9 protein-coding genes, 1 rRNA gene and 1 other annotated feature are annotated in these 14,512 nt (G+C 38.3%); of the genes, 5 read left to right on the forward strand and 5 right to left on the reverse strand.

Annotated elements, in window-relative coordinates; all coding sequences use genetic code 11:
- Positions 1-795 precede the first annotated feature (795 nt).
- Positions 796-2,136, forward strand: a complete 1,341-nt coding sequence (locus GWJ05_RS16235; RefSeq protein ID WP_036932571.1) for an anaerobic C4-dicarboxylate transporter — start codon at positions 796-798, stop codon at positions 2,134-2,136.
- 73 nt (positions 2,137-2,209) lie between these two features.
- Here the strand turns inward: GWJ05_RS16235 and pheA are convergent, their stop codons facing one another.
- The 3 genes from pheA to bamD all read right to left on the reverse strand — a co-directional run bounded on the left by pheA (position 2,210) and on the right by bamD (position 5,014).
- On the reverse strand, positions 2,210-3,367 hold the full coding sequence (gene pheA, locus GWJ05_RS16240; protein WP_036932570.1) for a bifunctional chorismate mutase/prephenate dehydratase: 1,158 nt from the start codon (positions 3,365-3,367) through the stop codon (positions 2,210-2,212).
- Positions 3,368-3,402: 35 nt separating this feature from the next.
- Positions 3,403-3,519: a sequence feature (Phe leader region), on the reverse strand.
- Positions 3,520-3,674: 155 nt separating this feature from the next.
- Positions 3,675-4,010: a ribosome-associated translation inhibitor RaiA gene (gene raiA / locus GWJ05_RS16245; protein ID WP_036932569.1), complete on the reverse strand. Its 336-nt coding sequence runs from the start codon at positions 4,008-4,010 to the stop codon at positions 3,675-3,677.
- Between the two features lie 269 nt (positions 4,011-4,279).
- Complete coding sequence (gene bamD / locus GWJ05_RS16250) at positions 4,280-5,014, reverse strand: outer membrane protein assembly factor BamD (RefSeq protein ID WP_036932567.1); 735 nt, start codon at positions 5,012-5,014, stop codon at positions 4,280-4,282.
- A 135-nt stretch (positions 5,015-5,149) separates the two neighbouring features.
- Between bamD and rluD the strand changes: the two genes are divergently transcribed.
- From rluD to clpB, 3 genes are all read left to right on the forward strand, one after another.
- Positions 5,150-6,127 carry a 23S rRNA pseudouridine(1911/1915/1917) synthase RluD gene (rluD, locus tag GWJ05_RS16255; RefSeq protein WP_036932566.1) on the forward strand — a complete coding sequence of 326 codons (978 nt, stop codon included), beginning with the start codon at positions 5,150-5,152 and terminating at the stop codon, positions 6,125-6,127.
- Positions 6,128-6,859, forward strand: coding sequence for a purine nucleoside phosphorylase YfiH (gene yfiH, locus GWJ05_RS16260; protein ID WP_036932565.1), 732 nt, complete (start codon positions 6,128-6,130; stop codon positions 6,857-6,859).
- Between the two features lie 145 nt (positions 6,860-7,004).
- Positions 7,005-9,578 (forward strand): ATP-dependent chaperone ClpB, encoded by a 2,574-nt coding sequence (gene clpB, locus GWJ05_RS16265; protein WP_036932561.1) that lies wholly within the window; start codon positions 7,005-7,007, stop codon positions 9,576-9,578.
- Between the two features lie 70 nt (positions 9,579-9,648).
- On the opposite strand, the gene GWJ05_RS16270 is transcribed toward clpB, so the two are convergent.
- On the reverse strand, positions 9,649-11,238 hold the full coding sequence (locus tag GWJ05_RS16270; RefSeq protein ID WP_052038400.1) for an amidohydrolase family protein: 1,590 nt from the start codon (positions 11,236-11,238) through the stop codon (positions 9,649-9,651).
- A 280-nt stretch (positions 11,239-11,518) separates the two neighbouring features.
- Positions 11,519-12,157 carry a TetR/AcrR family transcriptional regulator gene (locus tag GWJ05_RS16275; RefSeq protein ID WP_036932559.1) on the reverse strand — a complete coding sequence of 213 codons (639 nt, stop codon included), beginning with the start codon at positions 12,155-12,157 and terminating at the stop codon, positions 11,519-11,521.
- Positions 12,158-12,911: 754 nt separating this feature from the next.
- Here GWJ05_RS16275 and GWJ05_RS16280 point away from each other — a divergent pair.
- Positions 12,912-14,454: ribosomal RNA gene (locus tag GWJ05_RS16280) — 16S ribosomal RNA — on the forward strand.
- Positions 14,455-14,512 lie beyond the last annotated feature (58 nt).

The raw sequence follows: 14,512 nt of genomic DNA on the forward strand, positions 1-14,512 counted from the left end.
AATTATTTATTGGGTTTGTTTAGTTTATTACCACTCATCATCGCAAGGTGGCCAAACGCAACGATTAGAGTCTGTTGTGTTAGTCTTACTTTGTGAATACGTATTTATTGATGTTTTATTTTTTATGTTCTTATTATGGATTTGAGCACTTACATAACTAGAAAATAAAAGTGAGAGTATCAAAATAGATAATTTTTTCATAATAATTTTCTCTAAAATAATATAGTTATAAATTAGTAGTCTTTAGGATCTGGACATGGACTCACTGTACATCGTTGTAAATGTGATTGATGACTCACTGAATAAGTGTAATAGCCCTTTTCTGAATCAATCTTACTTTCATGGTTAGTGAAAAATAGACCTAAAATCAGCATGATAAAAATATTCATATTATTTTCCTGTTTTTCAATTATTAAAAATAAATAGATTTTTCCTACTTTTATTCAGGAAATAAGAGTGGCTGAATTTAAATATATATTTAAAAACAATAAGATAAATACCTTCTTTTATTAATACTCTAATGTCATTTATATTTATTGTTATTTAATTGTTATTGTTGGGTTTAATTAAATAACTATTAATGTTCAATATTTTCTTTTTATTGAATTTTTTTTGTTGATGAGATCTTAAAACTGAATGAAATTAAAATGTATTATTAAAACTATAACAGTGATCAAAAAAATAGATATAACAGTTATCGTAGATTATATTTCATAAGCTGTTTTTCTTGAAAGAAATGCTAAAAAACCAATTGTATTATTTTTATATTCCGATGTATTTTCCAAGGGGTAACTTATGGATTTTTTAATACAACTCGCCATTATATTAGTGTGTCTATTCTATGGAGCTAGGAAAGGGGGAATTGCATTAGGTCTATTAGGTGGTGTAGGTCTTGTTATTTTAGTTTTTATTTTTAATCTTCCTCCGGGAAAGCCACCTGTTGATGTAATGCTCGTTATTATTGCAGTTGTTTCTGCGTCAGCAACATTACAAGCATCTGGTGGATTGGATGTTATGCTACAAATAGCAGAAAAACTATTACGTAAAAATCCGAAATACATTTCTATCGTTGCCCCACTCGTTACTTGTACATTGACAATATTATGTGGCACAGGGCATGTTGTTTATACCATCTTACCTATTATCTATGATGTATCGATTAAAAATAATATTCGACCAGAAAGGCCAATGGCTGCAAGTACTATTGGTTCACAAATGGGAATTATTGCAAGCCCCGTGTCTGTTGCGGTTGTAACCTTAGTGGCAATGCTAGGTGACGTCACTTTTAATGGTAAACACCTTGAGTTTTTAGATTTATTAGCAATTACAATTCCTTCTACTTTTATTGGTATTTTAGCGATTGGTATTTTTAGTTGGTTTAGAGGTAAGGATTTAGATAAGGATCTACGCTTCCAAGAGTTTATTTCAGTTCCTGAAAACCATGATTATGTTTATGGTGATACAGCGACACTTTTAGATAAAAAGTTGCCGATGAAAAACTGGGTGGCAATGTGGATATTCTTAGGTGCAATTGCGGTTGTTGCGATATTAGGTGCCTTTTCTGAAATACGTCCTGTATTTAATGGTAAACCGTTATCTATGGTGCTCGTTATTCAGATGTTTATGTTATTAGCGGGCGCATCAATTATTATTATCTGTAAAACGAATCCGTCTCTTATTTCTAAAAATGAAGTTTTCCGCTCAGGGATGATAGCAATTGTTGCTGTATATGGTATTGCTTGGATGGCAGAAACCATGTTCTCTGCGCATATGAAAGAAATAGAAGCCGCATTAGGGCAATTAGTACGAGAATATCCTTGGGCTTATGCTGTTGTTTTATTATTAGTGTCTAAGTTTGTTAACTCACAAGCGGCGGCTTTAGCCGCAATTGTTCCCTTAGCATTGGGGATTGGTGTAGATCCTGCTTATATTATTGCATCTGCACCTGCTTGTTATGGTTACTATATTCTGCCAACTTACCCGAGTGACTTAGCCGCCATTCAATTTGACCGTTCTGGTACAACTCGAATAGGGCGTTTTGTTATTAACCATAGCTTTATTCTACCAGGGTTAATTGGTGTAACAGTTTCCTGTGTCTTTGGTTGGGTATTTGCAGCGATGTATGGCTTTTTATAATTAATTGAATTTATAATAAGAACAGAAAAGCCAGATAGTTATATTACTATCTGGCTTTTATCTTTGAGTGAGATTATTTGACTTCAACGGGAACAACATTCTCTGAAGGGTAACAGCCTAGAACTTTTAATGAACGCGTAGTTTGTGATAAATCGTGTAAGGCTTTTTGCATACTGATATCACGTAGATTAGCTTGAACATCAATATAAAACATCTCTTCCCAAGGCGTGCCATTAATAGGGCGAGATTCTAATTTCGTCATAATAATGTCGTATTTCTTTAAAATCATTAAAGCATCGACTAAAGCACCTGCTTGTTGTCCTGTTGCCATTAAGAACGTTGTTTTCGCAGGAACTTGCTCTGAGACATCGATAGCTTTTCGTGCAATAACAATAAAACGTGTAACGTTTATTTGCTGATTAGCTAAATTATTCGCTAAAGGTTTTAAACCATAAAGAGAACCACCCGCTTCACTACCAATGGCGGCTATGTGAGGTGATTGCGCCAATGCAACCTTTTCCATGGCTGCAGCAGTACTTTCGCAATATTCGATTTTCCAATTTGGATACTGATTTAAATAATGGCTACATTGTTGGAAAGGTTGAGGATGGCTATAAATAATTTGTAGTTCTTCTGTTGTACTATCAACGCTAGTTAAAAGTGCGTGATTAATAGGAATACGGATTTCACCTACGATAGACAGTGATGTTGTCTGCAGTAAATCGTAAACATCATTAATTGCACCGGAGCTAGTATTCTCAATAGGCAATAAACCGTAATCAGCTTGGCCTGTATCAACCAGTGTAAAAATATCATCAAATTTTTGGCAGGTACAATCAACAAAGGTATCGAAATGGCGGGCTGCATATTGACGAGCTGCAATATGTGAATAAGAGCCTTTGGGCCCTAAATAAGCAATTCTAGCTGATTCATTTGGTGTTGCATTGAGGTGCTGTTGTAGGATAGCTTGTTGTGTTAATACGGAGTCTTCAATGATCATTTGAAAAATACGGCTGATATAAAAACCATCTAACCCAACATTTTTTCCTTTCTCAATTAATAAATTAAGTAATTCACGTTCACGATCCTTATCTCTAATAGGGCGATGTGTATTCAATTTAAATTGAGCGACATCAGCAGATAATTGGCGTCTATTTGCTAACAACGTGAGTAATTCTGAATCTAACGTTGTGATTTTATCTCTGATTGCTAATAAATCGCGTTTTTCCATGTTTTAGCCCTATATCTTTGCGTCGTACCATTATAAATAAAAAAGCCTCCATTTTTGGAGGCTATTGTCGTTCTTATTTTTCTTTCTGAAATGACAATGCCTCTTAATGAAAGAGTAAAAAGAAAAAGAAGAAAGACAAAAACGAATGTGTCGTCATTATATTGTTTGGTAAATTATTTAACATATAGCTATCAAACATGATGATGTGAAAGGAGTCAAGAGAAATACAATAAAAAGCGCATCACAAGGATGCGCAGAGGCGTTTTGAGTCAGTGATTTATTCTAATTTTTAATCTAGCTTTACTATTTATATTTCATCGACAAGTAAATTTTCTTCTTTCAGGCTGTTATTAGCCCGACGAGATTCATTTTTATGCTGAACTTTGTTTAATTGACGCTCAAGTTTTGCTAATAAATCATTAATAGCAACATACATATCGGCATGTTGTGCATTAGCGACTAATTGTCCATTTGGTGTATGAATGCTGGCATCAACACTAAAACCTTTAGGATCTTTTGTCAGAATAATACGAGGATTGATTAAATTCACCTGCCATTTATTAAGTTTAGTTAGACGGCTTTCAATGTGTTCACGTAGTGCTGGGGTAATTTCCATTTGTTTGCTAGTAATATTTATAATCATATAGTTACCTCTTAATTACTCCGTCTTCGATAACTTCAGAATATCGTGATATACAATTAAAAACATGATCAAAATCACTTTTTGTTAGATGTATGTGTAACAAGTAATAGAAACGTGACAAATGATAAATAGCTGAAAAAGACCGCTTGTTAAGTTGTATTTATTCAGTCATATTAGAAAGGTTGGGCTGATAAAATGTAAAGACAATTTAGCTAACAAGAATAAAAAACAGCAGCGATAAGCTGCTGTTTTTGATGGTGATGTTTGAGTTAAGCTGGATTTGCTGCAATTAATGAAGCCACTTTTTCCGCTTCTTGTGTCAGACCTAATTCTTTATAGGCATTTTCCATGTAGACAAGCGCATCACGAGTGGCTTGTGTATCAGGATAATCACGCATCATTTGCTCTACTCTATTAATAACCGCGACATAAGCCCCTCGTTTAGTATAGAATTTCGCAACTGAAAGTTCATACTTCGCTAAACGGTTTTTAAGAAAGACAAGGCGCTTGGTTGCATCAGCGACGTAAAGGCTATCAGGGTAGTAACGTACTAATTGACTGAAGTCTTTAAATGCCACAATTGCATGTTGAGGATCACGGTCTGAACGATCAATACCAAAGAATCCTTGTAATGCACTATCATCTAATGCTTGAGCGGTTAAGCCTCGCATATAAAGAACATAGTCAATATTAGGATGGGTTGGGTTTAATCGCATAAAACGGTCGATTGCAGAAATCGCCATTGGCAACTCTGCTGATTTATAATAAGCATAAATCAGGTCGAGTTGAACTTGTTGAGAGTAAGGGCCAAAAGGATAGCGATTATCGAGAGACTCTAATTGTTTGATAGCCGCTCCATAATTGCCATCTAGCAATTTTTCCTGACTGGTTGAGTAAAGCTCAGAAGGCGACATATCGGCAGTAGTGTCTTTGTCTGAACTCGAACAGCCAGTAAGTAATAGGCTTACAGTGGCCGCTGCCACCAGGTATTTAATGCGTCTCATCACGTATTGATTATCCTCTGAATAGGTTTGGGGAGTCTCTCCGTGAAGCTCCCCTAAAATCGGTTACACTATAACTCATTTTAAATGAAACGGCTGTGCCGTCAAAACACTAACTTAATTAATAGAAAATTATTTATGTCTCAACAAATACGACTTAATGCTACAGTCGCAGATTCGCAGCTGGGTCAACGCTTAGATCAGGCTTTGGCCGAATTGTTCCCTGATTATTCAAGATCTCGTATAAAAGAGTGGATCTTAGACAATAGAGTGCAGGTTAACGATAAAATCATCAATAAGCCAAAAGAAAAAATGCTTGGCGGTGAAAAAATTGAAGTCGATGCCTTAATTGAAGAGGAAGTTCGCTGGGAGCCTCAGAATATTCCGTTAAATATCGTCTATGAAGATGATGATATTTTAGTTATCAATAAGCCAAGAGATCTCGTTGTACATCCCGGTGCTGGTAACCCAGATGGAACCGTATTAAATGCATTACTTTATCGCTATCCAGAAATTGCTAATGTACCTCGTGCAGGTATTGTCCATCGTTTAGATAAAGATACAACAGGTTTAATGGTTGTTGCAAAAACAGTTCCCGCTCAAACTCATTTAGTTGAAGCTTTGCAGCGTCGCGAAATTACGCGTGAATATGAAGCGGTTGCAACAGGAAGAATGACGGCGGGAGGATTAGTCAATGAACCAATTTCTCGACATCCGACTAAGCGTACACATATGGCGGTGCACCCAATGGGTAAACCTGCAGTAACACATTATCGTGTGATGGAGCATTTCCGTGCTCATACACGCTTACGTTTGCGCTTAGAAACTGGACGTACTCACCAAATTCGTGTTCATATGGCACATATTCATCATGCTTTAATTGGTGATCAACTTTATGCAGGAAGGCCACGCCCTTTAAAAGGTGCTTCAGAAGAACTGCGTGAAATGCTACGTTTGTTTGATAGACAAGCATTACATGCAACGATGTTACGCCTTTATCATCCTATCACAGGTATTGAAATGGAATGGCATGCACCATTACCTGATGATATGGTTAAGCTTATCGATGTATTAAAAGATGATGCTGAACAATTTAAAGATGAAATGGATTGGTAAATGACTTCATTGATTTTTCCTGATTGGCCACAACCTGACAATATTGGTGCTTGTAGTACGCTGAGGGAAGGGGGAATTAGTTTACCTCCTTACCATAGCTTTAATTTAGGTGCACATGTTGGTGATGAATTGTCTCGTGTTGAAGAAAACAGACACAGACTTTGTCAACAAGCCCAATTGCCGGAAATGCCACTATGGCTAGAACAAGTTCATGGTACACATGTTGTTACGCTAAATTCTGGGAAAAATAATGAAGTAGAAGGTGATGCCCTTTATACCTCTACAATGAAAAAAGTTTGTGCAATTATGACGGCAGATTGTCTACCTGTTCTTTTTACTACGGTCGATGGAACAGAAGTTGGTGCAGCACACGGTGGGTGGAGAGGGCTTTGCCATGGCGTATTGCAAAATACACTTGCGCACTTCAAAGCGCCTAAAAGTCAAATAATGGCATGGTTAGGACCCGCAATTGGTCCTAATGCTTTTGAAGTAGGGGCTGAGGTCCGTTTGGCTTTTATTGAAAAAAATATTGCCTTTGATCCTGCATTTATTCCCCATAATGATAAATACTTCGCTAATATTTATATGTTAGCGAGAATAATCTTACAGGAAAGTGGAGTGACACAGATTTATGGTGGTGATTTCTGTACTGTGACTGATAAATCACGCTTCTTCTCATATAGACGAGAGCAGATAACAGGTAGAATGGCATCATTAATCTGGATTAAATAAACTTCTACCAACGATTTTTCTCACTTATCTTAAATATTGATGAATATTTTTGCTCAAAATTTTTATTTTGAGCTTGAATATTGTCAAAATGACCTCATCTATTCTCCAGTTACGAATTTTAATTTAAATTTTACTTGGAGGTGTTATGCGTCTGGATAAATTAACCAATAAATTCCAGCAAGCTCTCGCAGACGCCCAGTCATTGGCACTTGGGAACGATAATCAATTTATAGAACCCATACATTTACTGAGTGCGTTATTTAATCAACAAGGTGGCTCAATTCGCCCTTTATTAACATCAACAGGTGTTAATGCATCACAATTTAATGAGCGAATTAACGACGCTTTGTCTCGATTACCTAAAGTCGAAGGTGCTGGTGGAGAGGTTCATCCCTCGAATGATTTAATTAAGCACCTTAATTTGTGCGATAAATTAGCACAGAAAAAAGGTGATGAATTCATTTCATCAGAGCTCTTTCTTTTAGCTGCAATGGAAACCGGTGGTCAAGTTGCTGACATGCTAAAAGCCGCCGGAGCGAATAAAGCGAGTCTTGAGATAGCGATTGAAAAAATACGTGGTGGAGAAACAGTGAACGATCAAAATGCAGAAGACCAACGTCAGGCATTGAAAAAATATACTGTGGATTTAACGGAAAGAGCAGAACAAGGTAAACTCGATCCTGTTATTGGTCGTGATGAAGAAATAAGAAGAACAATTCAAGTCTTACAGCGCCGTACTAAAAATAACCCTGTTCTTATCGGTGAGCCAGGTGTAGGTAAAACGGCAATTGTTGAAGGTTTGGCTCAACGTATTGTTAATGGCGAAGTCCCTGAAGGTTTAAAAAATAAACGTGTACTTTCTTTGGATATGGGCTCGTTATTAGCGGGTGCTAAATATCGCGGTGAATTTGAAGAACGTTTAAAAGCTGTTTTAAATGATTTATCTAAACAGGAAGGTAGCGTTATTCTGTTTATTGATGAATTACATACGATGGTGGGTGCCGGTAAGGCTGACGGTGCGATGGATGCAGGGAATATGTTAAAGCCTGCATTAGCTCGCGGTGAGTTACACTGTGTTGGTGCAACAACACTTGATGAATATCGTCAATATATTGAAAAAGATGCCGCATTAGAACGTCGTTTCCAAAAAGTATATGTGGCAGAGCCAACAGTTGAAGATACCATCGCGATTTTACGTGGTTTGAAAGAACGTTATGAACTTCATCATCACGTTCAAATTACAGACCCAGCCATTGTCGCGGCAGCAACTTTATCACATCGCTATATTTCTGATCGTATGTTACCCGATAAAGCGATTGACTTAATTGATGAAGCGGGTGCAAGCCTACGTATGCAGATGGATTCAAAACCAGAAGCATTAGATAGACTTGATAGACGTATTATTCAACTGAAACTGGAACAACAAGCACTGCAAAAAGAGTCTGATGATGCAAGTAAAAAGCGTTTAGAAATGCTAAATGAAGAGCTTGCAGAAAAAGAGAAAGAGTACTCTGCTTTAGAAGAAGAGTGGAAAGCAGAGAAAGCAGAGCTGACAGGAACTCAGCATATTAAATCAGAATTAGAGCAAGCACGTATTGCATTAGAGCAAGCTCGTCGTAGTGGTGATTTGGCAAAAATGTCAGAGATCCAATATGGACAAATTCCAACTTTAGAAAAACAGCTTGCCGAAGCTAATAAAGCTGAGGATAAGCATATGAAACTGTTACGTAATAAAGTAACTGATGCTGAAATTGCTGAAATCTTAGCACGCTGGACAGGTATTCCTGTCTCTAGAATGTTAGAAGGGGAGCGTGAAAAACTATTAAGAATGGAACAAGAGTTACATAGACGTGTTATTGGCCAGTCTGAGGCTGTAAGTGCTGTGTCTAATGCTATTCGTCGTAGCCGTGCTGGGTTGTCTGATCCAAATCGTCCAATTGGATCGTTCTTATTCTTAGGACCAACAGGTGTGGGTAAGACGGAATTGTGTAAAGCACTAGCAAACTTCTTGTTTGATAGTGATGATGCAATGGTTCGTATCGATATGTCTGAGTTTATGGAAAAACACTCCGTTTCTCGTTTAGTGGGGGCGCCTCCAGGATATGTCGGTTATGAAGAAGGCGGATATTTAACAGAAGCGGTTCGTCGTCGTCCTTATTCTGTTATCTTATTAGATGAAGTTGAAAAAGCGCACCCTGATGTATTCAATATCTTATTACAAGTATTGGATGATGGTCGTCTAACTGATGGGCAAGGTAGAACTGTCGATTTTCGTAACACGGTTGTGATTATGACGTCGAACTTAGGTTCTGATTTAATTCAAGAACGTTTCGGGACACTTGATTATCCTGAAATGAAAACAATTGTGATGGATGTTGTTGGTCATCATTTCAGACCAGAGTTTATTAACCGTATTGATGAAGTTGTGGTATTCCACCCATTAGGTAAAGAAAACATTGCAGCGATTGCACAAATTCAATTGCGTCGTTTATATCAACGTTTGGAAGAGCGTGGTTATCATGTGACGATCACTGGAGCTGCATTAGAGAAATTGAGTGAAGTTGGCTTCGATCCAATTTATGGAGCTCGTCCATTGAAACGAGCCATCCAACAAGAGGTTGAAAACCCACTAGCTCAAGATATCTTGTCTGGTAAGTTATTGCCGGGTAAAGAGATTATCTTAGATTTAGATGATAATAAGATAATAGCAAAACAGTAATAGATAATATTATTGATAATAAAGCCTACAAATTTCACGTTGTAGGCTTTTTATTTAGTAGGGAGTGAGTTTATTTTTTATAAGCCTGAGCAAAATTTTCTCTTGCTTGCTCTTGTGCCATATCAAAAAACTGAGCAATCTCTTCTGGTGAAGTATTCGGGATATTTTTTGCTTTTTCTTGAATATGTTTTAATGTTGCCGTTGCTTCTGTTCTAATTTTTTCAATATCATGATGGAGCAATTTACCAAAGCGTTTTTTAACTTCACCGTTAATAATGACAGTATCAACATCAGAAGCGGTAGTTTGTAATACAATTGAGCCGGCAGGGTAACTCGAAGGAACAAAGGCTTTGCTTTGAGATACAATAATAATATCTGCTTTTTTACTTGGTGTAAGAGTGCCTATCTGTTTTTCCATTCCTAATGCTTCAGCGCTACCTTGAGTTGCCCAAGTCAATGCATCTCTCACACTTAAATCAATATGAGTCGTTGTTTTACCTGTCCTATTAGCTGTCGCTTCATTATCCATACAACGTTGGAATTGTAATCCTAAACGCATTTGTGAAAATAAATCACCAGAACCAACGCAAACAATATCTGTACTTAATCCAGGCTTAAATCCATGGTCAATGCTTGCACGAAAAGGCGGTCTCCCCATTCCCATTTGCATTTCTGTTTCTGGTGCAATAGATATTTTTCCACCTGTTTGAGATAAAATATCCCATTCACTACGATCTAAGGAGGTACAGTGGATATGGAGATGACCAGGATGGAGAAGATTGTTTTGTTTTAGTTCATGTAATCCTTTTAATAAAATAGATTTTTCTGCAGCGCCTGTATGTGAGGCAATAAATATCCCCATTTTTTGGGCTTGCTCAATTTCTTGGCGTGTATGCTCAAACGGAATGGTCCCAAAATCGCTCAGCAATACGCCCATTTTGTTTATTGTATTGTTATTTTTATAAAATTTTTGGTAGATCTCTTTTGCTGTCTCAAGACGTTGTGAATGTGTTTTAAATCTATTTTCACCTTTATAATCATAAGACTGCATGCCATAAGCATAGATGCTACGGATCCCTGATTCACGTAAAGAGTCAATAGCAGCTACGGCATGTTGGGGGGTGTTTACACAATCACAGCAATCTAAAATCGTCGTTACCCCAGCATCTAGCGCTTCTAAAGAACCGACTAAGGTTGCCATTTTTAAATCGTCAGCTTCCATTAATGCACCGATACCATAGAAAACGGAGTTTAAAAAATGCGCTAATGACATATCAGCAGAAATGCTTCTTAAAAGAGACATCCAGGTATGTCGATGACTATCAATGATACCTGGAAGAATAATACCGCCTTCAGCATCAATTAATTCTGCATCAATGTGGGCAAATTTCGAGATATCCCCAACATCAATAATAGTGTCATTTTCAATTAGAACGGCTCCATGCTCTAAATCACCGTATTTTTCGTCCATTGTTATGACATAGCCGTTATATATGATTTTTTTAGATTTTTTGGTCGCGATGTAGCTTCTATTTTCCTTATCTAAAGAAGAGGATATTGCTGAAGCTTTATTTGGTGTAGTAAATGCTAGGCCCAAAGAGCCTGCACCAGCAGCTTTTATAAAAGCGCGTCTTGAAATTGTATTTTTATTATTTGTCATGATGTTATCTCAATGAAAAAATGTATTGTTCAGTACAGAATTATTCTAACATTGTTTTTTGTGTATTGAATAGTACATAATTTTTTTTTTGAATTTTTAATAATGAGTACAACTTCGTTGATGTAAAAATGACGAATGATGAATAAAAAAGGAGAGTGTACGTATTGAGGTTGGAGTGAGTTTATATAACGCTTTTGAGAAAACGGTGTTGAAGCCCGCCACTATTGTGAATACAAATCGGTAAACAGGCTAATGTATAGTATAAGTATAAAGAGAATAATTATTTTTCTTTTTTGTCTAATAAAAGGTAATCCCCAATAATCAAAGCGCATAACTTACATTGTTGACGTATTTCTTCATTTGTTGGGGAATAATCAGGGGTAATTAATGCTTTCATAAAGAAGTTTGTTTTTAACATCTCAATAAAAAATCCAGCGACATGGCGTAGTTGTTCAAAATCTAATTTAATTTCTTCTAATTTTTCGAGTTCTTGTGCCAAATATTTATAACTATTTTCAGGTGCAAGTTGATTAAATGCTTGTCCTAACATAGGAAAATGCACAGATTCCGCAATAACTAAACGATAAAGACCCATTGTTTTAGGTTCGAGTAATTTATTGATGAATGAAAAACCAAAGTGCTCAAGTAGCTGATAGGCTGTTTTATGTTCTAGCATCTTATTTTGCACTTCAAGAAAGATATCATCAATTAGGTTTTCAATTACTGCGGAAAACAATCCTTCTTTATTTTTAAAGTGATGATAAAGCGTTGAGCGAGATCCTCCTGATTTTTGAATGATCATATCAAGAGATGTTTTTTCGTAACCATAAGTCAAAAAGCAATCTATAGCGGCATTTATCATCGCTTGGGTTCGTTGATGCCCTTTTGTCGTCAATTTAGGTTTTGTTTTCTGTTTCATAATAGTTAAGAAAGTGGATTGTTAAATAATAAAGTAATGTGCTTTTGAGTATAACATCGAAAATAAGTCACTCTATGGAATAACGATATGAATTCGCTGTTGGTGTATACAAAATAGGAAGCTTTAGAAGTTCTGAATCGATATGTATGAGATACGGCCAAATAATGATTGGTTGAATGTCATAATATTGAGTCATAGGGATCCATGAGTATGCCAATATGTGGAAAAAGACCTCTATTTAAGAGTGTTTTCCGATTATTTGTGGTTTCTTGAATATCAATAAAGAAAGAATTTAAATAGAGCGAGAGGTGTTTGATTGTTTTTCAATCGTCATGTGGCTATAATTCATACACTGACCGTCAAGTTGATTGTTAAATGCGCTATCGAGAGCTTTTTTTAAAATAATACTTGTCACATTCAGAAAACTCCCTATAATGCGCCCTCGTTGTCACGGCAAACCACGCTAAGTGAGTTAGTCGAGAGAACAAAGAAAAAAGTGTGAAGCCTTGAAAATAAACGCTTGACACGAAATGAGGAAGATGTAGAATGCACCTCCTCGCAACAACGCAGAAGACCGGAAACGGCAGCGAATGTTGCACTGCTCTTTAACAAATTATCAGACAATCTGTGTGGGCACTCGCAGAGACGATATCTTCTAAAATATTAGATGTATCAAGTCTTGAAGAGTGAACAACAAAAGTAAATTCATTTATGAATAGCTAAGTTTTCGATTTCTTTGAGCATCAAACACTTTTAATTGAAGAGTTTGATCATGGCTCAGATTGAACGCTGGCGGCAGGCCTAACACATGCAAGTCGAGCGGTAACAGAAGAAAGCTTGCTTTCTTGCTGACGAGCGGCGGACGGGTGAGTAATGTATGGGGATCTGCCCGATAGAGGGGGATAACTACTGGAAACGGTGGCTAATACCGCATGACGTCTACGGACCAAAGCAGGGGCTCTTCGGACCTTGCGCTATCGGATGAACCCATATGGGATTAGCTAGTAGGTGAGGTAATGGCTCACCTAGGCGACGATCTCTAGCTGGTCTGAGAGGATGATCAGCCACACTGGGACTGAGACACGGCCCAGACTCCTACGGGAGGCAGCAGTGGGGAATATTGCACAATGGGCGCAAGCCTGATGCAGCCATGCCGCGTGTATGAAGAAGGCCTTAGGGTTGTAAAGTACTTTCAGCGGGGAGGAAGGTGATAAAGTTAATACCTTTATCAATTGACGTTACCCGCAGAAGAAGCACCGGCTAACTCCGTGCCAGCAGCCGCGGTAATACGGAGGGTGCAAGCGTTAATCGGAATTACTGGGCGTAAAGCGCACGCAGGCGGTCAATTAAGTCAGATGTGAAAGCCCCGAGCTTAACTTGGGAATTGCATCTGAAACTGGTTGGCTAGAGTCTTGTAGAGGGGGGTAGAATTCCACGTGTAGCGGTGAAATGCGTAGAGATGTGGAGGAATACCGGTGGCGAAGGCGGCCCCCTGGACAAAGACTGACGCTCAGGTGCGAAAGCGTGGGGAGCAAACAGGATTAGATACCCTGGTAGTCCACGCTGTAAACGATGTCGATTTAGAGGTTGTGGTCTTGAACCGTGGCTTCTGGAGCTAACGCGTTAAATCGACCGCCTGGGGAGTACGGCCGCAAGGTTAAAACTCAAATGAATTGACGGGGGCCCGCACAAGCGGTGGAGCATGTGGTTTAATTCGATGCAACGCGAAGAACCTTACCTACTCTTGACATCCAGCGAATCCTTTAGAGATAGAGGAGTGCCTTCGGGAACGCTGAGACAGGTGCTGCATGGCTGTCGTCAGCTCGTGTTGTGAAATGTTGGGTTAAGTCCCGCAACGAGCGCAACCCTTATCCTTTGTTGCCAGCGCGTAATGGCGGGAACTCAAAGGAGACTGCCGGTGATAAACCGGAGGAAGGTGGGGATGACGTCAAGTCATCATGGCCCTTACGAGTAGGGCTACACACGTGCTACAATGGCAGATACAAAGAGAAGCGACCTCGCGAGAGCAAGCGGAACTCATAAAGTCTGTCGTAGTCCGGATTGGAGTCTGCAACTCGACTCCATGAAGTCGGAATCGCTAGTAATCGTAGATCAGAATGCTACGGTGAATACGTTCCCGGGCCTTGTACACACCGCCCGTCACACCATGGGAGTGGGTTGCAAAAGAAGTAGGTAGCTTAACCTTCGGGAGGGCGCTTACCACTTTGTGATTCATGACTGGGGTGAAGTCGTAACAAGGTAACCGTAGGGGAACCTGCGGTTGGATCACCTCCTTACCTAAGAGATACGTGTTATGTGCAGTGCTCACACAGATTGTCTGATGAAGAACGAGCA

The sequence above is a fragment of the Proteus sp. G2626 genome (assembly GCF_009915985.1).
Taxonomy (GTDB): domain Bacteria; phylum Pseudomonadota; class Gammaproteobacteria; order Enterobacterales; family Enterobacteriaceae; genus Proteus; species Proteus vulgaris.

What these genes read in the sequence shown, in the direction of transcription:
- GWJ05_RS16235 (WP_036932571.1), top strand. Translation starts at nt 796, where the DNA reads ATGGATTTTTTAATACAACTCGCCATTATATTAGTGTGTCTATTCTAT.
- pheA (WP_036932570.1), bottom strand. Translation starts at nt 3,367, where the DNA reads ATGGAAAAACGCGATTTATTAGCAATCAGAGATAAAATCACAACGTTA.
- raiA (WP_036932569.1), bottom strand. Translation starts at nt 4,010, where the DNA reads ATGATTATAAATATTACTAGCAAACAAATGGAAATTACCCCAGCACTA.
- bamD (WP_036932567.1), bottom strand. Translation starts at nt 5,014, where the DNA reads ATGAGACGCATTAAATACCTGGTGGCAGCGGCCACTGTAAGCCTATTA.
- rluD (WP_036932566.1), top strand. Translation starts at nt 5,150, where the DNA reads ATGTCTCAACAAATACGACTTAATGCTACAGTCGCAGATTCGCAGCTG.
- yfiH (WP_036932565.1), top strand. Translation starts at nt 6,128, where the DNA reads ATGACTTCATTGATTTTTCCTGATTGGCCACAACCTGACAATATTGGT.
- clpB (WP_036932561.1), top strand. Translation starts at nt 7,005, where the DNA reads ATGCGTCTGGATAAATTAACCAATAAATTCCAGCAAGCTCTCGCAGAC.
- GWJ05_RS16270 (WP_052038400.1), bottom strand. Translation starts at nt 11,238, where the DNA reads ATGACAAATAATAAAAATACAATTTCAAGACGCGCTTTTATAAAAGCT.
- GWJ05_RS16275 (WP_036932559.1), bottom strand. Translation starts at nt 12,157, where the DNA reads ATGAAACAGAAAACAAAACCTAAATTGACGACAAAAGGGCATCAACGA.